Origin of the sequence: Algoriphagus sp. NF, assembly GCF_028823735.1 — a bacterium.
GTDB lineage: Bacteria > Bacteroidota > Bacteroidia > Cytophagales > Cyclobacteriaceae > Algoriphagus > Algoriphagus marincola.
Window position 1 is genome coordinate 75,312 of the sequence record NZ_JAPEIB010000005.1, and the last position, 23,630, is coordinate 98,941.

The 23,630-nt window shown below is 43.3% G+C and carries 24 protein-coding genes; 12 read left to right on the plus strand and 12 right to left on the minus strand.

What is annotated here, in order from left to right:
• Positions 1 to 17: 17 nt before the first annotated feature.
• From OU792_RS03565 to OU792_RS03575, 3 genes are all read right to left on the minus strand, one after another.
• Positions 18 to 404 (minus strand): response regulator, encoded by a 387-nt coding sequence (locus OU792_RS03565; protein WP_026945505.1) that lies wholly within the window; start codon positions 402 to 404, stop codon positions 18 to 20.
• A gap of 156 nt (positions 405 to 560) precedes the next feature.
• Positions 561 to 2,192, minus strand: a complete 1,632-nt coding sequence (gene groL / locus OU792_RS03570; protein WP_026945506.1) for a chaperonin GroEL — start codon at positions 2,190 to 2,192, stop codon at positions 561 to 563.
• Between the two features lie 32 nt (positions 2,193 to 2,224).
• Positions 2,225 to 2,503 (minus strand): co-chaperone GroES, encoded by a 279-nt coding sequence (locus OU792_RS03575; protein WP_024281503.1) that lies wholly within the window; start codon positions 2,501 to 2,503, stop codon positions 2,225 to 2,227.
• A gap of 216 nt (positions 2,504 to 2,719) precedes the next feature.
• On the opposite strand from OU792_RS03575, the gene OU792_RS03580 reads away from it, so the two are divergent.
• Positions 2,720 to 3,430 (plus strand): hypothetical protein, encoded by a 711-nt coding sequence (locus OU792_RS03580; protein WP_274669499.1) that lies wholly within the window; start codon positions 2,720 to 2,722, stop codon positions 3,428 to 3,430.
• A 10-nt stretch (positions 3,431 to 3,440) separates the two neighbouring features.
• Here OU792_RS03580 and OU792_RS03585 read toward each other — a convergent pair whose 3' ends face one another.
• The 7 genes from OU792_RS03585 to OU792_RS03615 form a co-directional block, all read right to left on the minus strand.
• Positions 3,441 to 4,373: a sterol desaturase family protein gene (locus OU792_RS03585; RefSeq protein ID WP_035483161.1), complete on the minus strand. Its 933-nt coding sequence runs from the start codon at positions 4,371 to 4,373 to the stop codon at positions 3,441 to 3,443.
• Between the two features lie 143 nt (positions 4,374 to 4,516).
• Entirely contained in the window at positions 4,517 to 4,879 is a 363-nt protein-coding gene (gene secG, locus OU792_RS03590; RefSeq protein WP_026945508.1) for a preprotein translocase subunit SecG, read from the minus strand.
• Positions 4,880 to 4,883: 4 nt separating this feature from the next.
• A complete protein-coding gene (locus OU792_RS03595; RefSeq protein WP_134201860.1) occupies positions 4,884 to 5,618 on the minus strand; it encodes a hypothetical protein in 735 nt (244 codons plus the stop codon).
• A gap of 27 nt (positions 5,619 to 5,645) precedes the next feature.
• The gene (gene lptE, locus OU792_RS03600; RefSeq protein WP_026945510.1) at positions 5,646 to 6,185 is read right to left on the minus strand and encodes an LPS assembly lipoprotein LptE; all 540 of its coding nucleotides are present in this window, start codon (positions 6,183 to 6,185) and stop codon (positions 5,646 to 5,648) included.
• Positions 6,169 to 7,455 (minus strand): sigma-54 interaction domain-containing protein, encoded by a 1,287-nt coding sequence (locus OU792_RS03605; protein ID WP_134201859.1) that lies wholly within the window; start codon positions 7,453 to 7,455, stop codon positions 6,169 to 6,171. Before OU792_RS03605 ends, lptE begins: the two co-directional genes overlap by 17 nt.
• Positions 7,456 to 7,457: 2 nt before the next feature.
• A complete protein-coding gene (miaB, locus tag OU792_RS03610; RefSeq protein ID WP_134201858.1) occupies positions 7,458 to 8,930 on the minus strand; it encodes a tRNA (N6-isopentenyl adenosine(37)-C2)-methylthiotransferase MiaB in 1,473 nt (490 codons plus the stop codon).
• 93 nt (positions 8,931 to 9,023) lie between these two features.
• Positions 9,024 to 9,965: a zinc dependent phospholipase C family protein gene (locus tag OU792_RS03615; RefSeq protein ID WP_246628877.1), complete on the minus strand. Its 942-nt coding sequence runs from the start codon at positions 9,963 to 9,965 to the stop codon at positions 9,024 to 9,026.
• A gap of 211 nt (positions 9,966 to 10,176) precedes the next feature.
• Between OU792_RS03615 and rpsT the strand changes: the two genes are divergently transcribed.
• The 8 genes from rpsT to OU792_RS03655 all read left to right on the plus strand — a co-directional run bounded on the left by rpsT (position 10,177) and on the right by OU792_RS03655 (position 17,652).
• Positions 10,177 to 10,431, plus strand: a complete 255-nt coding sequence (gene rpsT, locus OU792_RS03620; protein ID WP_026945514.1) for a 30S ribosomal protein S20 — start codon at positions 10,177 to 10,179, stop codon at positions 10,429 to 10,431.
• A 94-nt stretch (positions 10,432 to 10,525) separates the two neighbouring features.
• Positions 10,526 to 11,221, plus strand: coding sequence for a RadC family protein (gene radC, locus OU792_RS03625; RefSeq protein ID WP_134201857.1), 696 nt, complete (start codon positions 10,526 to 10,528; stop codon positions 11,219 to 11,221).
• Positions 11,222 to 11,380: 159 nt separating this feature from the next.
• A complete protein-coding gene (locus OU792_RS03630) occupies positions 11,381 to 11,998 on the plus strand; it encodes a DUF1684 domain-containing protein (protein ID WP_134201856.1) in 618 nt (205 codons plus the stop codon).
• A gap of 113 nt (positions 11,999 to 12,111) precedes the next feature.
• Positions 12,112 to 14,526, plus strand: a complete 2,415-nt coding sequence (pheT, locus tag OU792_RS03635; RefSeq protein WP_134201855.1) for a phenylalanine--tRNA ligase subunit beta — start codon at positions 12,112 to 12,114, stop codon at positions 14,524 to 14,526.
• Positions 14,527 to 14,529: 3 nt separating this feature from the next.
• Positions 14,530 to 14,814 carry a hypothetical protein gene (locus OU792_RS03640; protein ID WP_026945518.1) on the plus strand — a complete coding sequence of 95 codons (285 nt, stop codon included), beginning with the start codon at positions 14,530 to 14,532 and terminating at the stop codon, positions 14,812 to 14,814.
• On the plus strand, positions 14,815 to 15,099 hold the full coding sequence (locus OU792_RS03645; protein ID WP_026945519.1) for a cell division protein ZapA: 285 nt from the start codon (positions 14,815 to 14,817) through the stop codon (positions 15,097 to 15,099).
• 69 nt (positions 15,100 to 15,168) lie between these two features.
• Positions 15,169 to 16,734 (plus strand): ribonuclease Y, encoded by a 1,566-nt coding sequence (gene rny / locus OU792_RS03650; protein WP_026945520.1) that lies wholly within the window; start codon positions 15,169 to 15,171, stop codon positions 16,732 to 16,734.
• A 153-nt stretch (positions 16,735 to 16,887) separates the two neighbouring features.
• Positions 16,888 to 17,652 (plus strand): zinc-dependent peptidase, encoded by a 765-nt coding sequence (locus tag OU792_RS03655; protein ID WP_274669500.1) that lies wholly within the window; start codon positions 16,888 to 16,890, stop codon positions 17,650 to 17,652.
• On the opposite strand, the gene OU792_RS03660 is transcribed toward OU792_RS03655, so the two are convergent.
• Both OU792_RS03660 and OU792_RS03665 read right to left on the minus strand, forming a co-directional pair.
• Positions 17,638 to 19,029 (minus strand): tagaturonate reductase, encoded by a 1,392-nt coding sequence (locus OU792_RS03660; RefSeq protein ID WP_274669501.1) that lies wholly within the window; start codon positions 19,027 to 19,029, stop codon positions 17,638 to 17,640. The genes OU792_RS03655 and OU792_RS03660 overlap by 15 nt on opposite strands.
• Positions 19,030 to 19,033: 4 nt before the next feature.
• Entirely contained in the window at positions 19,034 to 20,665 is a 1,632-nt protein-coding gene (locus tag OU792_RS03665) for a UxaA family hydrolase (protein ID WP_274669502.1), read from the minus strand.
• A 193-nt stretch (positions 20,666 to 20,858) separates the two neighbouring features.
• Between OU792_RS03665 and OU792_RS03670 the strand changes: the two genes are divergently transcribed.
• Genes OU792_RS03670 through OU792_RS03680 form a run of 3 tightly spaced genes read left to right on the plus strand, consistent with a single transcriptional unit; the run spans position 20,859 to position 23,629 of the window.
• Positions 20,859 to 21,842: a TRAP transporter substrate-binding protein gene (locus OU792_RS03670; protein WP_274669503.1), complete on the plus strand. Its 984-nt coding sequence runs from the start codon at positions 20,859 to 20,861 to the stop codon at positions 21,840 to 21,842.
• Position 21,843: 1 nt separating this feature from the next.
• Entirely contained in the window at positions 21,844 to 22,332 is a 489-nt protein-coding gene (locus OU792_RS03675) for a TRAP transporter small permease (RefSeq protein ID WP_134201850.1), read from the plus strand.
• A gap of 1 nt (position 22,333) precedes the next feature.
• On the plus strand, positions 22,334 to 23,629 hold the full coding sequence (locus OU792_RS03680; protein ID WP_100627896.1) for a TRAP transporter large permease: 1,296 nt from the start codon (positions 22,334 to 22,336) through the stop codon (positions 23,627 to 23,629).
• Position 23,630 lies beyond the last annotated feature (1 nt).

Here is a 23,630-nt window from a genome sequence, read left to right on the forward strand (position 1 = left end):
CTAGTATCCAGACAAGTTTAAATATACTTGCTGAGCTGGTAATTGATTTTATCAAGAGACAATGGTTTCTCAAGAAATCCCGATACAATATTGAAGCTTAGTGCTTTCTGCCTGTCTTGGAAGTCGATGGAACTTGATAGAATTACGATTTCATCTTTTCTTTCAGGAAATTTTTCCTGATAGGTATTCAAAAACTCCCAACCATTCATGACCGGCATGTTGATGTCAAGAAAAATCAAAAGTTGTTGGTTTTGCGGAAACTCTTCAATCTTTTTTAATGCTAAATCTGCTTCTAAAAATTCAAGAATGCTCTCGCTCACTTCTGTCTTTCCAAGCAGTCGTTTATTGATCAGGTTATTAATCGGATCATCATCCACTAGAAAAATGGCATCAAATTGAATCATGCAGTGTCATTGGATCAGGCATTGGCAAAATACGATTATTCCAATAGCAAGAAAAAGGTTTTGGTAGATTTTTAATGAAGTTATTTCGATTCACAAAGGTGAACAAAAAAAGGGAAACCGAAGCTTCCCTTTTTTAAATAAGTTGTGAGGAACGGATTACATCATACCGCCCATACCTCCTCCGCCACCCATTGGAGGCATAGCAGGAGCATCTTCTTTCACGTCTGCTACCACACACTCAGTGGTCAATAGCAATCCAGCGATAGAAGCTGCATTTTCAAGAGCTAGTCGAGTTACCTTAGTAGGATCGATTACACCAGCTTTGAAAAGGTCTTCGTACTGATCGGTACGGGCATTGTAACCGTAGTTTCCTTTATTTTCTCTGATTTTATTGATGATCACAGAAGGCTCACCACCTGCATTTAGCACGATAGTTCTCAAAGGAGACTCAATCGCCATACGCACGATGTTGATACCTGTATCCTGGTCTTCATTGATGCCTGTTAGGTTTTCAAGTGCTTCTGCTGCTCTGATAAGCGCAACACCACCACCTACAACAACACCTTCTTGAACAGCCGCTCTAGTAGCGTGCAATGCATCGTCTACACGGTCTTTCTTCTCCTTCATTTCAACCTCAGTAGCAGCACCGATATATAGGATAGCTACACCACCGGAAAGCTTAGCAAGTCTTTCCTGAAGTTTTTCACGGTCGTAATCAGAAGTTGTCTTGTCGATTTGTGCTTTGATCTCGGAGATACGAGCTTGGATCAAATCACTTTGTCCAGCACCGTTTACTACTGTAGTGTTGTCTTTGTCGATATTTACTTTTTCAGCTCGACCAAGCATATCCACTGTAGCGTTCTCAAGCTTGAATCCACGCTCTTCGGAGATTACAGTACCACCAGTTAGGATAGCGATGTCCTCAAGCATAGCTTTTCTTCTGTCTCCAAATCCTGGGGCTTTTACAGCAGCTACTTTAAGTGCGCCACGGATTTTGTTTACTACCAAAGTAGCCAAAGCTTCACCATCTACATCTTCAGCGATGATAACCAATGGCTTGCCAGACTGTGCTACTGGCTCCAATACAGGAAGCAATTCCTTCATGGAAGAAATCTTCTTGTCGTAGATCAAGATGTATGGAGACTCAAGCTCAGCTTCCATTTTCTCTGTGTTGGTCACAAAGTATGGAGAAAGGTATCCGCGGTCAAACTGCATTCCTTCGACAGTTTTTACTTCCGTCTCTGTACCTTTTGCTTCTTCTACTGTGATGACACCATCTTTTCCGACTTTCTCCATAGCGTTGGAGATCATCATTCCAATTTCATCATCATTGTTAGCAGATACAGTAGCTACCTGAGCGATTTCTTTGCTTGTAGAGATTTCTTTTGAGTTTTCTCTCAATTTGGCAACAACTGCGGCAACTGCCTTGTCAACACCTCTTTTAAGGTCCATTGGGTTTGCACCAGCAGCTACGTTTTTAATACCTGCATTGAAGATAGCTTGAGCCAAAACAGTAGCGGTAGTAGTACCATCACCTGCATTATCTGCAGTTTTAGAAGCTACTTCTTTCAAAAGTTGAGCTCCCATGTTTTCGATTGGCTCTTCCAATTCGATTTCTTTTGCCACGGATACACCATCCTTAGTGATGGTAGGAGCTCCAAATTTTTTGTCAAGGATGACATTTCGGCCTTTTGGTCCGAGTGTCACTTTTACTGCGTCAGCAAGTGCGTCTACACCTTTTTTCAGGCGGTCTCTTGCATTGGTATCAAAGAATAATTCTTTAGCCATTTTTCTGTTTGATTTTTAGTTTCTACAAATAATTAAAGGATTGCGAAAATGTCGGACTCACGCATAATTAAGTAGTCAGCGCCGTCGACGTTGAGCTCAGTACCGGAGTATTTTCCGTACAAAACAGTGTCGCCCACTTTCACAGTCAATGGTTCATCTTTCTTACCAGTTCCGATGGCCACTACCGTACCTTTCTGAGGCTTTTCTTTGGCTGTATCCGGAATGTATAGTCCGGAAGCGGTTTTTTCTTCGGCTGCAGCAGGCTGTACCAACACCCTGTCCGCAAGTGGTTTGATGTTCACGTTTGACATTTTTATGAAATTTTTAAAGGTTAGATTAAAATTCTGAAGCCACTAGAGCGATTCCTGTGCCAATGAGTTTTTAAAGAAAAACACTGACAAATCGGCCACACTTTGTCAGTTTCTGACCGCTGTTATGAAATTTTCATTCTAAAAAACTGTCAAAATTTCCAAAGGCTCTGGACAAAAATGTCATAATTCGTTACTTTTTGTAAATGCTTTTAGAATATGAGTAAACTATCGAAAAATTGGATCACCGAAGGCCTAATTGATTTTGAATACAAAAAGTACCAACTCTTGGCCTATTTGCAGGAAACTGACAAATCCTTTAAGGCAATCAAGCTTTACCCACCGCTTGGTGAGCTGATTGAGCATCATCGTAATCTCAATGCTTTCAAGTCAGGCAAAAGGCAACTTTCAGATATGTTTCCAAAAGCTCTGGAAAGTGTGGACTTCAAAAAGAAGAAGTTGAATTATCAATCTCAATCAGATGATTCCGAGATGATGAAAGAGATTCACCTGATTACCGATTTTGCGATTGAAAAGATCCAAAATCAGATATATGAAGGAAGAGCGATCTATGATTTTGTGGAGGATCATATAGCCTTCGAGCCGGTTGGCATATTACCGATCTACACCAAAGAGGGATTTGTTTTTTTAACTCGGGAAAAGCGATCTGACATCCATGCATTTCGCTATCAGTCCAGTTTGCTACAAATAGCAGGGGAGCGTTTCCGAAGTATATCTTTGTGGCTGGTGGGTATTTTTCAACGGACTCTAGTCCGAACCCTAGAGGCTTTAAAGCTGGAATTAATTCGTGAAATCAAGGAATTGCCCAATCCCGCCGCTTGGCGAATGCATAGCAAGCAGGATTTTCCCATCGAAGAGACTTTGCTTCCGATCAGCAAGAGATTGCTATTGCAGCATGTCAGTAAATGAAAGGTAAGACTTAGCTGGCTTCTACTAATTCCTTTTCGGTATTAGGGATGTTCTGATTTGCTGTGATTTCAGCCTTTTTACGTTTTTGGATCACATCGGCACCTGGCTTGTCAAAAAGAATCAACCAGGCTTCTTTCAGGTTTTTTGCCTTTCGAAGGTCAACAAAAATGTCTCTCCATTCATGAAAAACCAGATAAATAGGATTGTAGGAAGTCACCGGCTTGGTAATACCATAAGTCGGTCGCTCCTGCTCCTCCATAAATGTCCCAAACATTCGGTCCCAGATAATAAAGGTTGAGCCGTAGTTCTTGTCCAGGTAATGCTCATCACTCGCATGATGTACGCGGTGGTGAGAAGGTGTGGTAAAAAAGAACTCGATTGCTGGATGTAATTTTTTGATGTATTCGGTATGAATCCAGAATTGATAAAGGACTGCTATCTGATGACAGATGAAAAACACAAATGGATCAAAGCCCATCAACATGACAGGGATGAAGAAGACGATCTTGATGTGTTGTGTCCAGCCCAAACGGAAAGAAACCGAGAAGTTGTACTTGGAACTGTTGTGGTGCGTGATGTGCGTAGCCCACCAAAAACGTTGTTCGTGAGCAACTCTATGTGCCCAATATCTGGCAAAATCAATGGCGACAAAGCAGACAATGAATGACCACCATGTTGCCGGAATTTTGAAAGGGGCCAGGTTGTAAAAGAATAGGGCTACACCGAACGTGGCCAGTTTGATCATGGCACTTATTCCGACATTGACTAGGCCAATGGTAGAGGCTGCCAGGAAGTCTTTGGTATCATACGCATCACGTTTTTGATACCAGCTAATTCCCCATTCGATAAATACCAAAAGAAACATGATTGGAGCTGCCCATAGAATAAGATTTGGCCAGCTTTCAAGTTGAAGGTCCTCCAGTCGGAGAGGTTGATTTTGCATAAAATTAATTTCGATTCAGGAGCAGATTTCGAAAGTTGGTGGTGATAAACATCAAACCTGCTCTAAAAAACAACTCGATTACAAGGTACAAAAAAAATGTCCGCCTTGAAAAGACGGACATCATTAATTATTTCTATCGGTAATTAATTGCCTGCGCTATCAGGCTCAGTTGTGGGTTCCTCAGTTGGTAAGATGCTTTCAGTTTCCTGTTCTCCGAATGCTGGAGCTACTACTTGTTGCTTCGCATTTTCAATGTTTGGAGATGAGAATTGATTGGACTGCGGGTTGGTGTAGAAAGCAGAAGAAACCAAGGATAAAACTAAAATGGATACAGCTAAAACCCAAGTTGCTTTTTCCAAAACATTTCCGGTACGCGTAACTCCCATAATCTGGGAAGCACTACCTCCGAAAGCTGCCCCAACGCCTCCTTTAGAATTTTGGCCTAGGATGACAAGTATTAATAATACTGCCAAAATCAGGATAACGGTAATCAAGAACGTAAACATATTATTAGTCGGAATTAGTCAGATTTTGAATTAAGTTCGCAAAGTAAGCTGATTTCTCTGGAAACTTCAAACTCAGCTTCTCATAAATTTCTACTGCTTTCTGATTTTTCCCTTGCTTGACCAAAAGTTTGGCAAAAGATTCGGTGATCAGCTCTTCTTTGATTTGGGTACTGCTTTCAGCCAGATTTTCTTTGTTTTGATTGGCTTCGATCTCTTTGATCGTGGCCATCTTGATATCCTTTTTACTGAAAGCCTTGATCAGATCGATCTGTTCCTTCTTTTTGGCATCGACAATCTGCTTTTTTTCTTTCCTTTTAATAGACTCAATCAGGTCGTCTCCGGAAGCCTTTCTTCGCTTGGGTTTGGGCTTCTCCTCAGGTGTAGGCCCGTTCGATTTCAGCCCTTTTTCCAGTTGAACAAGCTTTGCGGTTTGATTAGCGGCTTCGGCTGGTTTAGTGAGATTTTCTGGCAGAAGATCCTCGTCTTTGGATTCCGAATGGACGGTAGGCTTTTGATGAATCAATTGACGAAGCCAAATTCTGTCAGGGCTGGTAATAGCCGCCCAACCTAGCGTATTTTCAGAGTTTTGGGACTCCTTCTGGAATTCATAACGTGCGATCAAAGCATGAGGTAGCTGGAAAAACGGGAAGTTTTCCTGCATTTTCTTCAGCAGAAGGACATCTGATTTTTCCAGATTACCAGCCCGGCTTAATATTTCCTTGAGTTGATTGGCGTTCACGATTACTTTTTTTCCAATATAGACATTTTACCAATTTGCCACCGTGGCAGTAAAAATGTCCTGAATGATGTTTCTGAAAATTTCCTCTACCAATTGACTTTCTACATCCAGCAAAGTAGTCGTTCGAGGATCATAATCCTGGAAGAAAGAGAAGTTTTGCTTGAGATTTTCTTCCTCATTGCTGAGATTGATGTACTCCACTTCCACAGATATCGTCAATCGCATCTGTCCAGCTCGATCCGGTAGGTTTGGATTCCCGCTGGAAACTACCGCTTGTGGAGTCAGGGCATAGCGTTTGATCGCTCCTGAAAACTGAAGATCCCCATTGGATCTGACGAGCTCAAGTTGGGTGTTTCGCTGATAATAATCTTTCAAAGATTCTGTAAAAAGCTGCTCCATGTTGGCAGGTCCACCACCAGAATCATTGAAGAAATTGTCCACCGAGAAGGACTGGACTAACTCATAATTGATATTGGTCCCTGTGAAGCTGTAATTCACGGAGCAACCGCCCAAAAGTAGAATTACTGCAAATAAAGCAGATCGCAATGTCCTATTGATCAATTTCATATTGCTTGATTTTGCGGTAAAGTGTGCGTTCAGAGATTCCCAAATCGGAGGCGGCGTATTTGCGTTTATTATTGTGTTTACGCAAGGCTTTTAGGATCATTTCCTTCTCCTTTTTTTCTAGCGAAAGGGAGTTGTCATCTTCCTCATGAATGATGTCTTCTATGGCCTCATCCTCATAGTCGTCTGAACTGCTGTTTTTCTGTGCTTCCAATACCAAAGGCAAAGAGTAACCTGAGCCTCCTTCTGGTTTCTCTTTTTGGGAGGGACCATTATCCAGATCATCGAAAAGGTCACTGTGCTTTTGAAGCACACTGCTACTCACACCTCCATTTTGGTAAGTTTCGAGGACGAATTTTTTCAGATCATTCATGTCCTTTTTCATATCAAAAAGGACCTTGTACAATAAATCCCGCTCCGAAAAATCCATAGATTCTCCTGAGGAGCCACCTGATGGAAGTGGCATAGGAAGTCGGGAGTTGTCAGTAGGAAGGTATTTGCTCAGCGTCTTCGCATCTACTTCCCGCTCTTCTTCCAGGAGGGATATTTGCTCGGCAATGTTTTTTAGCTGTCGGATATTCCCTGGAAAAGGATAACGCATCAGTAATCCTTGGGCATCAGCATCCAAAGAGATTGGCCGAACTCGGTATTTTTCAGAAAAATCAGAAGTGAATTTTCGGAAGAGCAAGACTACATCCTCACCCCGCTCACGAAGGGGCGGAACGAAAATGGGCACCGTGTTGAGTCGGTAATACAAATCCTCTCGAAACTTCCCTTTTTCTACCGCTCTCAACAACTTCACATTAGTGGCTGTGATGACGCGAACATTGGTTTTTTGAACCTTTGAAGAGCCGACGCGGATAAATTCCCCATTTTCCAAGACCCGAAGCAGTCTGGCTTGGGTGCCTAGGGGCATTTCTCCGATTTCATCCAAAAATATTGTACCGCCATCAGTCACTTCGAAGTATCCCTTTCTGGCCTCATGAGCTCCTGTAAAGGATCCTTTCTCATGGCCAAAAAGCTCAGAGTCTATCGTTCCCTCAGGGATTGCACCACAGTTGATCGCGATAAACTTCCCGTGCTTTCGAGTAGACAGGGAATGAATGATTTTCGAAAAACTTTCCTTTCCGCTACCGCTTTCTCCAGTAATCAAGACCGTCATATCAGTCGGTGCAGCCTGCATCGCTACCTGAATGGCATGATTGAGCAAGGGGCTGTTTCCGATGATTCCGAATCGCTGCTTGACACTTTGTATTTCGTGGGGAGTGATCATGCTTAAAGGGGATTTACTTCCAAGACGTCTCCAAACAAAGTTGCTGTGGTACAATCGGTGATTTTCACCTTGACGTAATCGCCTAATTTTAACCCTGCTGATGGTACGATCACTACCTTATTGGCTGAGTTTCTTCCTTTGAGTTCTTCAGAAGATTTTTTGGAAGTGCCTTCAATAAGAATCCACTGCTCTTTTCCGATATCCAATTTGTTTCGCTCGAGGGAAAGCTCGTTTTGCTTAGAGATAATTTCACTTAGCCTTCGCTTTTTGATATCGAGCGGGATATCATCCTCATATTTTTTAGCCGCCAAAGTGCCCGGACGCTCCGAATAGAAAAACATGTAAGAGAAATCATACTTAACCAAGTCCATCAAAGTCAGGGTATCCTGATGTTCGGCTTCTGTTTCAGTACAGAATCCCGCAATCATGTCGGAGGAAATGCCGCATTCTTCCCCAAGGATTTCTCGGATGGCTCGAACCCGATCCAGATACCACTCACGGGTATAGGTTCGGTTCATCATTTCCAATACGCGGCTATTTCCGGATTGAACCGGAAGGTGAATATACTTGCAGATGTTATCGTACTTTTTCATGGTGTAGAGTACCTCATCTGTAATGTCTTTTGGATGGGAAGTGGAAAAACGAACCCGAAGCAATGGGTCGATTTGAGCAACCATTTCCAATAGGTTGGCAAAGTTGATAACCTGCGTTACTTCCCCTTCTTTTTTATTGAGTCGGGCCTTATTGTTTTCCTCAGGAGACCACTTGTAAGAATCCACGTTTTGACCCAAGAGCGTCACTTCACGATACCCTCTTTCAAATAAATCACGCGCTTCTGCTACAATGGAATGTGGGTCTCGACTTCGCTCTCTTCCCCGGGTGAATGGTACTACACAGAAAGAACACATATTATCACAGCCTCGCATGATGGAGATGAAGGCAGTGATCCCGTTTGAGTTGAGTCTGACAGGAGCAATATCCGCATAGGTTTCTTCTCTGGAAAGGAAAGTATTGACTCCTTTTCTACCGTCTTCTGCAGCATTTACTAGGTTTGGTAGGTCTCTGTAGGCATCAGGGCCAACGACTACGTCGACGATTTTTTCTTCTTCGAGAAGTTTGTCCTTCAGTCGCTCAGCCATGCAGCCCAATACACCGATCGTCATCTCGGGTTTGGATTTTTTTACCGCGTTGAAGTGATTGAGACGGTTTCTGACGGTTTGCTCTGCCTTTTCCCGGATAGAGCAAGTATTCAAAAAAACCACATCTGCCTGCTCAAAGTCAGAAGTTGTATCGTAGCCATTCTCCTTCATGATGGAGGCGACGATTTCAGAATCTGAAAAATTCATCTGACAACCGTAGCTTTCAATATAGATTTTCTTGCTTTTACCGGTGTTTTCCTCCTGCGTAGTTTTATAATCTACCGCTTGAGCCTCTTCTCCGGTTATGATGTCAATATCTTTAATCAACTGATCCATTCAATTCTCATTTTTCGAACTGCGAAATTACGAATAATCGGACAAAATGGCAGTGTTCTCCAAACTATTATAAGAAATATTCACAGTTGGCGATCAATTGTGTTCTCGGACTTTGAGTTTAGGATCCGGGTTGAGGTTTTCTTCTTCCTCGGTCAGCGTAAAATCATCGGTATTCAAGTCAGGCTGTCCCGCATTAATCCATGCGGTGTACCAAAAATCAGCAATCATTTTAATAGAATTTTTCATTTGTCGCTCGACCATCCCATTCAAAGCAAAGGAATAGGCTTCGGTGAATTCACGGGAATAGACCCGGACCGTCAAGCCATTTCGCTCCTCAAAGCTGTATTTCAATTCTTCAGAAAAGCTTTTGCTTAATTCACGTTCGATTTGCAATACACTATCGACTTGGCTATGGGCAGTTGCTACAGCTTTCCAGATGGCTTGCTGAGGTTTATCAACGTATTCGGCTTTCCCGACCCAGAGGCTGAAGTTTTCGGAAAGTAATTCCGGAACTCTGCTTTCCCAAAAACCATGGATTCCTTCCTGTCCTGTTAGTTGCCCATTGTAGTTTTTGGTGGTGTGGAGTGGAACGTTCAAATCTCCCAAGTAATGACCCAAATCTGCGGATAGCCGAAGGATGGCGTCTTTATTTTTCTTTTCGAATGCCTTGGTCAGGTTGGTAAAGGTAAGATAGGCAGCCCAAGGCCCGATGCCGTGTGCTCTCAAGCTATCCTCACCGAATTTTTCTACCGCATCAAACCAAAAAACTGGAAGCACATGTAGCGCAGAATCACCATAAACGTCCAAGTCGATGTAGTGCTTTTCTGCTTCGCCTGCTACGGCATAGCGACGACGATCAGGGTTCACGGCCTTTTCTGTAACAAATTGAATTTGAGGCTTGTAAAAAGCAATTAGTTCTTCAGGTAGGGAGAAAACAGCTACCCTGTTTATCAGTTGGTGAGCAAAGAAACCCCAAAAAAGAAGCCCAAGAAAAAGGCTTGAAACGGAAATATGTGGAATAACTGAAAAAATCATCTCTTGAAAATACAGCGAATATTCCGCTAAAAAAATAGATGTTTACACTATATTTGTCCCATTAAAATCAATTATCCCAAATATTCGATCATTCAATAGAGTTGGTACTACTGATAATTATTAATTTCCTTTGGTGGAGTTAATAATTTGATCTAAATTTGCACTCCAATTCGGTTAGGGGATCGTTTAAGAAATTTATTTAATTCAAGATATGGCAAATCACAAATCAGCTCTAAAGAGAATTCGTGCCAACGAAGCGAAGCGTTTGAGAAACAGATATCAGTCCAAGACTACTCGTACGTTCATCAAGCGTTTGAAGGCGGCCACGGATAAATCAGAAGCGCAAGAGCTATTCCAAAAAGTATCTTCTATGCTTGACAAACTTGCTAAGAAGAATATCATTCACAGGAATAACGCGAGCAATAAAAAATCAAAGCTGGCAAAATTTGTCAATGCTTTAGGCTAATTATAGTCAACCAATTTATTGAAAACCCTGCTTGTCAGGGTTTTTTTTATGCCTAAAAATCAATAGATTTAGTTTCACTTTTTTTGATTTAGGCATGGAGAACTTTACTTCAATCAAAATCGCGCAACTTGCCGAGGAAGATCGGCCCCGGGAAAAACTATTGTTAAAAGGTAAATCTGCCCTGACAGATGCTGAATTGATCGCTATTCTTATCGGTTCAGGCACACCAAGCATAAGTGCGGTGGATCTGTCCAAGCATATCCTATCTTCTGTGAATCATGATCTTTCGGCCTTGGCCAGACTGACGATCCAGGATCTCAAAAAATTCAAGGGAATAGGAGAAGCGAAGGCTATCAGCATTGTCAGTGCCATGGAGCTTGGAAGAAGGCGAAAAGAGATTGAACCGAGAAAAAAGTTCAAGATTACCAGTTCCAGAGACGTGTATGACCTGATGAAGCCAGAATTGTATGACGAAATTGTTGAGCATTTTTACTTGGTCCTCTTGACTAGGTCCAATCAAGTCATCAAAAAAGAACGAATTTCCCAAGGGGGTACTTCTGGGACAGTCGTCGATGCAAAGTTAGTTTTCAAGGCGGCTTTGGATCATCAGGCTCAGTCTGTCATCCTCGTACACAATCATCCAAGCGGGAGTCTGAGTCCCTCCGAGCAGGACCGTAGGCTGACCAAGCGCTTGACAGAAATCGGTCGGGCGATGGACCTGCCGGTCTTAGATCATGTCATTTTTACTGACTCAGGTTATTTTAGCTTTGCTGATGAAGGAATTTTATAGAGGCAAGAGCTTAGAGGCAAGAGACTAGAGCTTAGAATCAAGAAACTAGAGAAAAGAATTCCCAAGCTGGGAGGTGAGGTAGATAGATTGTAATTTTGGACAACCTTTGAGGGTTCCTCTTGTTGTTTCAAACAAGAAATGAACAGTCCAAATCGATTTATGAAAAGCAATCATATCATTTTAATATTTGTCTCAGTTGTGGTCTTGGCCGCGATAGCTTACACCCTTACCAGTGCTGAGGATCCGGAGACCTACATCGAGACCATCGAAGCTGAGCGGGAGCGTCAGTTTAAATTTATCCGGTATAATATCGAGTCGCCTTTGACTGAGGAGCAAAAGCGGGACTTTAAGGAGTTGACTTTTTATCCTATCGATCCTGCTTACAAGGTGAAGGCTCGAATCATCCCCAAGGAAGACAAAAAGGTACGGGAAGTTCCTCTGACGGATGGGAGCAAAGAGCGCTATATCGAGCATGCTTATGCGGAGTTTGAGCTGGGAGGTAAGACCAATCGACTCCTCTTGCTTCAGGCTATGGATGAGGTGGATAAGCGGAATTTCTTTTTGGCTTTCGCAGATGAAACCAGTAGCCGGGAAACTTACGGTGGAGGGCGTTATATCAATGCCCGACAGGACGGGAAAAACAGCATTACGATCGATTTTAACTTGGCGTATAATCCCTATTGTGCCTATAATCCCGACTATGCCTGTCCGATTCCACCCAGGGAAAATATTTTGGATATCGCTATTGAAGCTGGAGAGAAAAATTACAAGGAATAGCTTCGGCCTTCCTGAAAAGCTTTAAATTTGTCTGTGTTAATTGAGAAAGAGGGTTTTCGAACCCTTTTTCTTTATTTGAAAGCCTAGGGAAGGCAATAAAAGAACCTAGTTTTATGAGAATCTCAATCAATCGATTAAAAAAATACATTGCATTAACTGAATCACCGGAAGAAATTGCCGACTTGCTTACTCAATCCGGCCTGGAAGTGGAAGGGATCGAGGAGTTTGTTTCCATCCCCGGAGGACTGGAAGGGATCGTAATTGGGGAAGTATTGACTTGCGAGAAGCATCCCGATGCGGATAAACTCAGCCTGACCACCGTGGATATCGGAGCAGATTCTCCATCGCAGATTGTCTGTGGTGCACCCAATGTGGCTGCAGGGCAAAAGGTGTTGGTAGCCACCGTTGGAGCCACACTCTACCCTACAGAAGGAGATTCTTTTACGATCAAGAAGGCTAAAATCCGCGGACAGGTATCCGAAGGGATGATTTGTGCTGAGGATGAGTTGGGGATCGGTAGCAGTCACGACGGTATCATGGTTTTGGACACAGATCTACCCAACGGGACTCCTGCTTCTGAATTGATTCCTGTGACTTTTGATCATGTCTTGGAAATTGGATTGACTCCAAACCGGGCAGATGCAGCCTCTCATTTGGGAGTAGCAAGGGATTTAAAAGCACTTTTAGGACGGCCGCTTTGCATCGATGAAGTCTCTGATTTGACGCTTGAAGCGGATCGGAAAGAGTTAGAAGTATCGGTAGCTGATGCAGCTGATTGTCCACGATATGCGGGGGTTGTTGTTTCTGATTTGAAGGTAGCTCCTTCTCCGCAGTGGCTACAGGATTTTCTTCGGGCGCTGGATCTGGAGCCGATCAATAATGTAGTCGATATCACCAATTTTATTTTGCATGACTTGGGACAGCCCTTGCATGCTTTTGACTTTGAGAAAATTTCCGGAGGTGAAATCATCGTCCAAAAACTTCCCAAGGACAGCAAATTCATCACTTTGGATGAGAAAGAGCGAAAACTTTCCGGTGAGGAATTGATGATTTGTGATTCAGAAGGAGGGATGTGTATCGGAGGGATTTTCGGGGGGAAAGGATCTGGGGTTTCTGATCAGACTACTTCTATTTTCCTGGAGTCGGCCTACTTTTCTCCGGATGTGATCCGAAAAGGTGCTCAATATCACGGTTTGAAGACAGATGCTTCCTTTCGTTTTGAGCGGGGGACAGATCCGAATATGCCGGTTTATGCTCTGAAAAAGGCCGTACAATTATTGCGGGAAATTGCCGGAGGCAAGGTGAGCTCCGAAATTGTAGACCTCTATCCAAATCCAATCGCTGACTTTGAAATTGACGTGGAATACGGTCATATCAACCGACTCATCGGGAAGAAAATCGAGCCAAATCAAGTGAAGTCCATTTTGGAAGGATTGGATATTCGAGTAGAGAATGAGACAGAGACAGGTTTTAAGGCAATCGTCAAGCCCTATCGGGTAGATGTCATTCGGGAAGCAGATATTATTGAAGAAATTCTGAGGATCTACGGTTTTCAGCAGGTCGAGCTTTCCGAAAATCTCAAAACTGATTATCTGGCTGAGCATCCGGTCAAAGATCTCAATAAGCTCCAATACCGACTTTCGGAGATTTTGGGAGCGCAGGGCTATCAGGAGATGATTACCAATAGTTTGACCAAGCCGGTTTATGCAGAGAAATCAGGTTTCTTGGACCCTAAACTGAATGTGGAAATCTACAACAAGCTCAGCGAGGACTTGGGTGTGATGCGTCAGAGCTTGCTTTTCAGCGGACTGGAAGTTTTGGCACATAATATTAACAGACGTCAAGGCGATTTGAAGTTCTTCGAATTTGGTACAGTCTACCAAAAAACTGAAGCCGGATATCAAGAGGGACGTCGGTTGGCAATTTTCCATTCGGGTAATCGTTCTGCTGAGAGTTGGCTGGAGCCTGCGAGACCTTTTGGTTTTTCAGACCTGTATGCGACAATCGAGCGTCTATTGGATAAGTTGAATCTTCAAATCTCCAATTCAGAGATGCTAGAATCAGCCCCATTTGAATATGGTCTGCGTCTTATGCTGGGCCAAAGGGAACTGGGAACCTTGGGTTTGGTGAAGGATTCACTTTTGAAAATGACTGAAGTACGGCAGGAAGTATGGTATGCAGATTTGGATTGGGACTTGCTTTGCAAAAAAGCCAGCGGATTGAAGCAATATGCGGAGATTTCCAAATTCCCAGAAGTGCGAAGGGATCTTTCGTTGGTGATTGACAAAGCGGTGAGCTATGCAAAAGTGAAAGAGGTCGCGGAAAAAGCAGGTGGAAAGTTACTGCGGCGTATTGGAGTTTTTGATGTCTACCAAGGGGATAAAATTGATGCAGGCAAAAAAGCCTATGCCTTGAGCTTTCATCTTCAGGATCAGGAAAAAACACTGACGGATAAGGTAATTGACAAAACAATGCATAAATTAATGGAGGCCTTTCAAAATGAAGTTGGGGCCGTCATTCGAAGCTAAAAGATGATTCAAGAAGAACTGCAAAAACTGGAAAAACTAGCTCGTCAAGCTAGTCTGAAAATCAGTGAGTTGGCTGCCGAAAACCAATTATTGAAGGAGAAATTGGGGCAGGTAGAAAGTCAATTGAGTCAGCGGGAGCAGGAAATCGAGAATTTTAAAAATAAGATTAAAATTACTAACATTGTGGATAACCGAACGGTGAATCCAGAGGATTCGGCCGAAATGAGTGAATTAATCAATAATTATATAAAAGAGATCGATCAGCTGATCGATTACTTATCAGAATAAATGGAGACACTTGCCATACGCATCAAAATCGGAGACCGAGAGTACCCCATGCGGGTGACTCAGGAGGATGAAGCCAAAATCAGGCATGCCGGTAAGTTGATAAATGAAAAACTGAGGAAGTATAAATCGGAGTTTGGACTAGACGACAATCAGGATTTGCTTGCCATGGTCGCTTTTGACTGCATGGTTGAGTCCTTGGAGACCAATGCGGTCAATCAAGAAGATAGTGAGCACATTCGTGCCAGTATTGCCCATGTCAATTCCCTACTTTCCAAAGCCATATAATTCTTTGATTCCCACTGATTTTTCCGAGTTTGAGGATTCCCAAAAGGTCTAATAAATACCAAAATACCTATGGGAGAAGTGTTATATATTATCCTGGCCGGCCTGGTGGGTCTGGGTGCAGGAGCTGCGCTTGCAAGCGTTTTTATTAAAAATAAGCATCAGAAACTAGAGGAGGAGACGAAAGAAAAAGTCAAATCCATGCTCAGAGAGGCGGAAATTTCTGCCGAATCACTCAAGAAAGACAAGATTCTAGAAGCCAAGGAAAAGTATCTCAAGCTCAAATCTGAGTTTGATGAGGAGTTTTCTAATAAGAAAAATATTCTCAGCACCAATGAGAATAAACTCAAGCAACGGGAGCAGCATTTATCCAAAGAACTGGAGCAGGTCAAGCGAAAAGAAGCGGAACTCGACAGTAAAAAGGAAAATCTCGACGCACAGTTGAATGCTGTTCGTGTGAAGAAAGAAGAACTCGATCGAGTGACGAATCAACGAATTGCAGACTTAGAAAAAATTGCTGGATTGACTCGCGAGGAAGCAAGAGAACAATTGGTTCAAATGCTTACAGATGAGGCTCAGAGTAAGGCTTCTTCTAAAATCAAGGATATTCTGGATGAGGCAAAACTTTCTGCTACCAAGCAAGCCAAAAAGATCGTGTTGGATACTATTCAGCGTACGGCTACCGAGCATGCTATAGAAAACTGTGTTTCTGTTTTCAACATTGAAAGCGATGACATCAAAGGAAAAATCATCGGACGAGAAGGTCGAAATATCCGAGCCCTAGAGTCCGCTACAGGTGTTGAAATCATCGTGGATGATACTCCAGAAGCGATTATTATTTCAGGATTTGATCCTGTCAGAAGAGAGATTGCCAGACTTTCCCTTCACCGATTGGTACAGGATGGACGTATTCACCCTGCACGTATCGAGGAAGTGGTCGCCAAAACGGAGAAAAATATCGAAGAAGAAATCGTGGAAATCGGTGAGCGTACCTGTATTGATTTGGGCGTTCATGGATTGCATCCTGAGCTGATCCGAATGGTTGGCAGGATGCGCTTCCGTTCATCCTACGGTCAGAACCTATTGCAACATTCACGCGAAACTGCCAAGCTTGCTGCTATCATGGCTTCTGAGATGGGATTGAATGCGAAACTTGCCAAGCGAGCAGGGCTTTTGCATGATATCGGAAAGGTATGGCATGAAGAGCAAGAGCTTCCGCATGCTATCCTGGGAATGGAGCTTGCGAAGCGATATAAGGAACATCCTGAGGTTTGCAATGCCATCGGTGCCCACCACGATGAGATCGAGATGACTTCTATGATTTCACCAATTGTCCAGGCCTCTGATGCCATATCAGGTTCTAGACCTGGAGCTCGTCGGGAGATTATGGATAGCTATATCAAGCGTCTGAAAGAGTTGGAAGAAATGGCTTTAGGTTTTGATGGAGTCAATAAATGCTTTGCGATGCAGGCAGGTCGTGAACTCCGGGTCTTGGTGGACGCAGACCATGTGGACGATCAGACGGCAGGTAAGCTTTCATTCGATATTTCTCAAAAAATTGAAAAAGAGATGCAGTACCCTGGACAGATCAAGATCACGGTCATTCGAGAAATGCGTGCAGTTAATTATGCTCGTTAAACAATAATCTATGGTGGTTGTCTTAAAAGGCTTTTCGTCATTGCGAAAGAAGTGAAGCAATCTAATCTAATTATATCTTTAATTACTGTTGAGATCGCTTCGTTTCACTCGCGATGACGAAACATCATACAATAAAGACAACCGCTTCTATCTATGTGGTTAACTATTCGGCTTGTATCAGATGTTTTTGAAGGACTTGATAGAGCCCGGAAGCATATTTTTCGAAAAAGACTGGAGGAGCAAGATTTAGAAACCCTCCGAAAATTTTTTCCCTATTTTAAGTCACTTCGTCCCCAGCATCAAAAGGAATTCAAGCATCGGTTGGAGCTTGTCCTCACAGAGAAACGCTTTTATGCTCGAGGAGGACTGAAAGAAGTGACAAAGGAGATGAAGCTCTTGATAGGGGCTACTATCGTACAGGTGGTTTTTGGCTTTAAAGAACTTCGCCTACGCCATTTTCAAAATATTTTGATCTATCCAGATACCTACTTGTCCACCATTTCCAATCAGCAGCATGCTGGAGAAGTTAATCCGAAGCATGGAGCCATCGTCCTTTCTTGGAAAAGCTTTGCCAAAGGCTTAGCTGATGAAAAGGATGGGATTAATTTGGGGATTCATGAAGTAGCCCATGCTCTTAAATTGGAAAATTGGATTCGGTCTAATGATGAAATTAATTTTCTTCATCCCAAATTATGGTCGGAGTATTTGGAGCTATCGGAAATGGAAATGGAGCAGATTCAAGAAGGGAGAGATGACTTTTTTCGTAAAAGAGGAGGGCACGATGCGCATGAGTTTTTTGCAGTGGCATTGGAAAATTTCTTTGAAAGGCCGGAAGAGTTCCAAAAGCAAAAAGCTCAGCTTTTTACAGTTTTAGTGAAGTTGCTGCGGCAAAATCCCATCGTTTTAAAGCAATCCTAAATCGGCCTGCAGCTTTTCAAGTGCATTTTCCAAACTTTCAGATAGCCCTTGATAAAGTGATAAGTTTTCTCCCCAAAGCTTTTCTTCAGAAATTACTTTCTGGACAAGCTCTTTCTCAGAACTGTTTTTCCAAAGCTCTTCAAAAAGGGTCAAAATTTCAGGATCATCATTAAGCGGAATTTTCTGATCATCTACCTGTCCTTTGTAAAACAATAGCGTTGAGGCAAATGACTCCATGAGTCTTTGGGGCCATTGTCCTTTTTCTTCAAAATAGTCCAAGAGGGAAGGAAGTACCCGAACCTTGAATTTTGAAATTTGGTTGAGTGCAATGCTTAGAAGTTCATGTCGGATAAATGGATTGGCGAAGCGCTCCATCACAGCCTCTGCGAAACGGAGAGTCTCTTCTTGGTCTAGCGGAACATGCGGGACAATCTCCTCAAAAACTAACTCTCGCAGCCACTTTCCAATCTTAGGATCTTCAACCGATTCCCGAACTGTTCGAAGACCCTGCAAATAAGCAAAAGGGACCAAGGCAGAATGCGCACCGTTCAATATTCTAACCTTTCGCTCCCGAAAAGGCTTGATATCTGCAACAAATTGGACGTTTAATCCTGCGCGATGAAGTGGGAGAGACTTTTCGACTTGCTCATCTCCCTCAATGGCCCAAAAATGATAAGGTTCTGCCATGACCAACAATTTATCCTTTGTGGTTAGCCTTTCACTGAGCTCATTGATTTTGTCCTTTGGAAACCCCGGTACGATTCGATCCACCAGGGTATTGCAAAACTTACAGCTCTTTTTAATCCAATCGGTAAAAGCCTCCTCCAATGACCAATCGCGGGCATACTGGAGTATGATTTCTTGGAGTTGACCACCATTATTGGCTATCAATTCGCAGGGTAAAAAAGTCAATCCTTTCTCGGGGTCCCCTCCGAAATATTGAAAGCGCTCCCAAAGCAAAGCCGTCATTTTTGCCGGAAAGGTTTTGGGGATAGTTCCTGCTTGAAATACCTCTTTTTCGTATTTGATCCCAGCCTCAGTGGTATTGGAAATAACCCATTCAAGTGAGGGGTATTGACTGATCTGCTTTAATTCTGAGAAATCGGATGTCAGGCAGGTATAGCGTTTTACACAGTCGATTTTATCAATGAGGTTGATTTTTTTTCCCTTTTCAATTCCAGCAGTCCAGACATGGAATTGATTTGCTTGCTGGACCATTCGCTGGTCAATTTCTGTGGAATGAATCTGAATGCTGTGAATTCCACCTTCCCAAACTCCTTTTTCATTGGCTTTTTGAATCATCCAATCGAGGAAGCCCCGAAGAAAGTTTCCATTGCCGACCTGTAAGATTCTGATTGGAGGCTCTTGTTTTGACATAGATTTAAAGGGAAACTCCTCTTTTCCAAGGGATAAAATCGTCTTGATTTAGCATCATAGCTTTGGTGAGTTTTTTGCCACTTGCTATAGCGATGATTTCCTCCAAAAGTTCTTCGCCAAGTTGCTCTATGGCCTTTTCTCCCGTGATTACTCCTCCGGTATTGAAATCGATGATATCTGGCATTCGTTGTGCAAGCTGGTCGTTGCTCGATACCTTGAGGACTGGACAGATGGGGTTTCCGGTGGGAGTGCCCAAGCCAGTAGTAAATAAAATCAAATTGGCACCTGCCCCAGCAAGAGCGGTTGTGCTTTCCACATCATTTCCCGGTGTGCAGAGTAGATTTAGTCCGGGTTTCTGGACATATTCTCCATAGTCCAATACATCCGTGACCGGAGAGTTGCCTCCTTTCTTTGCTGCTCCACATGATTTGATAGCGTCTGTGATCAAGCCGTCTCGGATATTTCCAGGTGAGGGATTCATATCAAATCCAGACCCCACTTTTTCGGCGGCCTGAGAATAAGCTTTCATCAAGCTGGAAAAGCGCTCGGCCGTCTGATCATTGACACATCGGTCAATGAGGTTTTGCTCTACTCCACAAAGCTCAGGAAACTCAGAAAGAATTGCCTTGCCACCCAATGCCACGATCAAATCAGAAACTCTCCCTAAAACAGGATTTGCGGAGATACCGGAAAAGCCGTCTGAGCCTCCGCATTCCAAGCCGATACTCAGTTTGGATAGAGGGGCTGGTTTTCGAGAAAGCTTGTTTGCCTCCGCCATTCCCCAAAAGGTAGCCTCGATGGCTTTGGATAATAGGGCAGGCTCTGTTCCTTCCTGCTGCTGTTCAAAAACAAGCAATGGCTTATCAAAAGCCGGGTTGAATTCGTAAAGCTTTCCTTTGAGAATAGCTGCTTGGGCATGCTGGCACCCCAGACTCAAAACTGTAGCACCTGCCACATTTGGATGGTGAATATAGCCAGCCAGCAAGGCACAAAGAGCCTCTGCATCCTGGCGAGTTCCCCCGCAACCTCCTTGGTGGGTGAGGAATTTGATTCCATCTACCTGAGGAAATGTCCTGCTTGAGGCCGTTTGAGTATTTGATTCAGAAGCCGTCGGTTTCTTGGATTCATATTGATTGATCAGGTTTTTCACCAGGCCTTTGTAGGGATTCGGTTTGGCATAGCCCAACTCTTCCAAAAAGGCATCTTTGATCACTTCTACATTCCGGTTTTCACAGAAAACTAGGGGAATGACTAGCCAAAAATTAGCAGTTCCTACCTGACCGTCTGCCCGGTGAAATCCATCAAAAGTCCTTTCAGCGAATTTGGATACATCCGGAGCATTCCACTGATAATGAGCGCTTCGATGAGTGAATGAGGAAGCTTCATGCTTGATGTTTTCTGTAGTCAAAAGTCCTCCTTTTGGAATACTCTTTACAGCCTTACCCACTAAGACTCCATACATTTTGACTTCATCACCGGGCTCAAAAGGGTGAATCGCAAATTTGTGTTTGGCTGGAATTTCTTCCTCAAGATGGATGATATTTCCATCGTGGAGGATTTCTGCACCTTTTTCCAAAATCTGCAGAGCCACTAGCACATTATCGGCAGGATCTATTTGTAAGAATTGCTTTTCCATAGTAAGAATGAGAAGCAAGATAAATTTCTTTTCGGGAAAATACAGGTCAGATTCAGTCGATAGGCTGTTTTCTATTTGGTGATTCAGTGGTAAAATGGCTTGGGCTTTTGATAAAGTCAGAAAATCGTTTCCGTAATTCCTTTATCAATAGTCTGTCAAAAAGTGTATTATTGTCTAGAACCCAAAATGACTCATGCAGTACAAAAAAATAATAGCTTTATTCCTTTTTATCTGCTCATTGACGCTTTCTTGCTCAGGACCTACCAATGTCCGGGTGATCAAGATGGGGCACGCTTTGGTGACTTCCCATCCTGTACACGAAGCGATGCTTTTTTTGTCAAAAAGGGTAGAAGAGAAATCAAATGGCAGGCTCAAAATAAAAGTGTATCCCAATCAGCAGCTTGGCACAGAAAGGGAGCTGGTTGAGCTATTGCAAATAGGTAGTTTAGGCATGACCAAGGTGTCATCGGCAGCTTTGGAGGGATTTGCTCCTATGATGCAAGTTTTGGGGGTGCCTTTTCTTTTTAGGGATGATGAGCATTTGACCAAGGTTTTACGAGGTGATATCGGAAAAAGCCTCCTTTTGGGAGCTGAAAAATATTGGTTACGAGGGCTCTGCTTTTACGATGCGGGCAAGCGGAGTTTTTATTCCAAAGACAGGCCCATTGAGAAACCGGAAGATCTGAAAGGACTAAAAGTGAGAGTGATGGAGTCCAACATGGCCACCAATATGGTGCGAGCTATGGGAGGATCCCCAACGCCCGTTGCCTACGGTGAACTCTACACCGCTCTTCAGCAGGGGATAGTGGATGGTGCAGAAAATAATCCGCCCAGTCTATATACATCAAAGCACTATGAAGTTTGTGGGTATTACAGCATGAATGAACACACCGCTTTGCCTGATGTAGTCATCGTCAGTACGAAAGTTTGGAATAGTCTTAATGAGCAAGAACAGCAATGGCTTCAAGAGGCAGCTGATGAATCTGCTCTTTACCAATACGAGCTTTGGGAGGCATCTACTCAAAAATCTTTGGAAGAACTCGAAAAAGCCGGAGTGGTCATTTCTTATCCAGATAAGGAGCCTTTTCGTCAGGCGGTTCAACCTATGTATGAGGCTTTGAAAACTGATGATCCTGAAATCTATCAAATCATTCAAGAGATCCAAAAAATCCAATAGCATGCAGGGATCCCGACTGAAAAACCGAATTGACTCTGTCATTGCCCATGCCTTGGTATTGTTGATGGCTTTGATGGTCATCAATGTAAGCTGGCAGGTAGCATCTCGTTATGTTTTCCAAAATCCGAGTTCCTTCACGGATGAACTAGCCCGGTATATGCTCATTTGGGTCGGAATGCTTGGGGCTGCTTATGTGGCGGGTAAGGATGAGCATTTGGCGATAGATATTCTGATGAACAAGATGAATGAGGAGAATCGAAGAAAGACCAAGGTTTTAATTCATTTTCTGGTCTTGATTTTTGCATTAGCAGCTATGGTGATCGGAGGGATCAATTTGGTCTACATCACCTTCACTTTGGGCCAGACATCTGCAGCCTTGAAGATTTCCTTAGCCTACGTCTATATGATCGTTCCTTTCAGCGGACTTTTGGTAATGTACTATCAGGCTTTGGCCATTCAATATTTATTATCAAACCCCAAAGCAGACTGATATGGAGACTTTGAGTATTTTGGTTTTAGTCTTTTCCTTTTTGTTCTTTTTGGGAATCGGAGTTCCTGTAGCTTGGAGCTTGGGACTTTCAAGTTTACTGACATTGCTGGTGACTGTCTCAGCAATGCCTGCGGCTACGACTATAGCACAGCGAATGGGGACAGGGTTGGATAGCTTTTCTCTGCTTGCAATTCCCTTTTTTATATTGGCTGGGGAGTTGATGAACCGAGGAGGAATTGCCAATCGCTTGATTGAATTTGCCAAAGCAATGACTGGGAAATTACCCGGTGGTCTGCTTCACGTGAATGTAATTGCGGCCATGCTCATGGGAGCTATCGCAGGTTCGGCCGTGGCGGCAGCTTCCTCGATGGGAGGAATCCTCGGAAAGCGAATGGAAAAAGAGGGCTATCCAAAGGAATTGGGGGCCGCTGTCAATATCACGAGTTCCACAACGGGCTTAATTATTCCGCCGTCTAATGTACTAATTGTCTATTCTTTAGCTTCGGGAGGTGTGTCGGTGGCAGCGCTATTTGTAGCGGGTTATTTACCCGGCTTATTGGTGGGCTTGATGCTGATGATTACTGGGGCTGTCATGGTCAAAATCAAAAAGCTACCAGCTGGTGAGTCTTCAAGTTTTAAGCATTTACTTTCTACTTTTTGGAAAGCTATTCCGAGTTTGTTGCTCTTGGTGGTGGTCATTGGTGGGATAGTAGCCGGTGTGTTCACTGCTACTGAAGCTTCAGCCATTGCAGTGCTTTATGCTTTGGGTTTGTCGATGATATACCGAGAATTGAAAGTTTCCGACCTACCTAGTGTTTTGCTCAAGTCAGCGGAGACCACCGCAGTGGTCATGCTCCTGATAGCCACTTCCATGGCAATGTCTTGGGTCATGTCTGCTGAGGAAATCCCACAACAAATCGCCAATTCACTACTTTCACTGAGCGATAATATTATTGTGATTTTGATCCTGATTAACCTGATTTTACTCTTTGTCGGGATATTTATGGATATGACTCCGGCAGTATTGATTTTTACCCCCATATTCCTTCCGGTGGTGACTGAGTTGGGAGTTGATCCAGTTCATTTTGGGATCATGATGGTGCTCAACCTTTGCATAGGATTATGTACACCTCCGGTAGGTTCTATTCTCTTTATCGGTGTGGGGATAGCTCAGACGAGTATCGAAAAAGTAATCAAGCCCCTTCTACCTTTCTTTTTGGCGATGGTGTTGGCCTTGATTTTAATCATGCTGTTTCCGCAAATTAGTCTTTGGTTGCCTTCACTTTTTGGTCTATAAA

Coding starts and splice junctions, on each gene's coding strand:
- OU792_RS03565 (WP_026945505.1), bottom strand. CDS start 404: ATGATTCAATTTGATGCCATTTTTCTAGTGGATGATGATCCGATTAAT.
- groL (WP_026945506.1), bottom strand. CDS start 2,192: ATGGCTAAAGAATTATTCTTTGATACCAATGCAAGAGACCGCCTGAAA.
- OU792_RS03575 (WP_024281503.1), bottom strand. CDS start 2,503: ATGTCAAACGTGAACATCAAACCACTTGCGGACAGGGTGTTGGTACAG.
- OU792_RS03580 (WP_274669499.1), top strand. CDS start 2,720: ATGAGTAAACTATCGAAAAATTGGATCACCGAAGGCCTAATTGATTTT.
- OU792_RS03585 (WP_035483161.1), bottom strand. CDS start 4,373: ATGCAAAATCAACCTCTCCGACTGGAGGACCTTCAACTTGAAAGCTGG.
- secG (WP_026945508.1), bottom strand. CDS start 4,879: ATGTTTACGTTCTTGATTACCGTTATCCTGATTTTGGCAGTATTATTA.
- lptE (WP_026945510.1), bottom strand. CDS start 6,185: ATGAAATTGATCAATAGGACATTGCGATCTGCTTTATTTGCAGTAATT.
- OU792_RS03605 (WP_134201859.1), bottom strand. CDS start 7,455: ATGATCACTCCCCACGAAATACAAAGTGTCAAGCAGCGATTCGGAATC.
- miaB (WP_134201858.1), bottom strand. CDS start 8,930: ATGGATCAGTTGATTAAAGATATTGACATCATAACCGGAGAAGAGGCT.
- OU792_RS03615 (WP_246628877.1), bottom strand. CDS start 9,965: ATGATTTTTTCAGTTATTCCACATATTTCCGTTTCAAGCCTTTTTCTT.
- rpsT (WP_026945514.1), top strand. CDS start 10,177: ATGGCAAATCACAAATCAGCTCTAAAGAGAATTCGTGCCAACGAAGCG.
- radC (WP_134201857.1), top strand. CDS start 10,526: ATGGAGAACTTTACTTCAATCAAAATCGCGCAACTTGCCGAGGAAGAT.
- OU792_RS03630 (WP_134201856.1), top strand. CDS start 11,381: ATGAAAAGCAATCATATCATTTTAATATTTGTCTCAGTTGTGGTCTTG.
- pheT (WP_134201855.1), top strand. CDS start 12,112: ATGAGAATCTCAATCAATCGATTAAAAAAATACATTGCATTAACTGAA.
- OU792_RS03640 (WP_026945518.1), top strand. CDS start 14,530: ATGATTCAAGAAGAACTGCAAAAACTGGAAAAACTAGCTCGTCAAGCT.
- OU792_RS03645 (WP_026945519.1), top strand. CDS start 14,815: ATGGAGACACTTGCCATACGCATCAAAATCGGAGACCGAGAGTACCCC.
- rny (WP_026945520.1), top strand. CDS start 15,169: ATGGGAGAAGTGTTATATATTATCCTGGCCGGCCTGGTGGGTCTGGGT.
- OU792_RS03655 (WP_274669500.1), top strand. CDS start 16,888: ATGTGGTTAACTATTCGGCTTGTATCAGATGTTTTTGAAGGACTTGAT.
- OU792_RS03660 (WP_274669501.1), bottom strand. CDS start 19,029: ATGTCAAAACAAGAGCCTCCAATCAGAATCTTACAGGTCGGCAATGGA.
- OU792_RS03665 (WP_274669502.1), bottom strand. CDS start 20,665: ATGGAAAAGCAATTCTTACAAATAGATCCTGCCGATAATGTGCTAGTG.
- OU792_RS03670 (WP_274669503.1), top strand. CDS start 20,859: ATGCAGTACAAAAAAATAATAGCTTTATTCCTTTTTATCTGCTCATTG.
- OU792_RS03675 (WP_134201850.1), top strand. CDS start 21,844: ATGCAGGGATCCCGACTGAAAAACCGAATTGACTCTGTCATTGCCCAT.
- OU792_RS03680 (WP_100627896.1), top strand. CDS start 22,334: ATGGAGACTTTGAGTATTTTGGTTTTAGTCTTTTCCTTTTTGTTCTTT.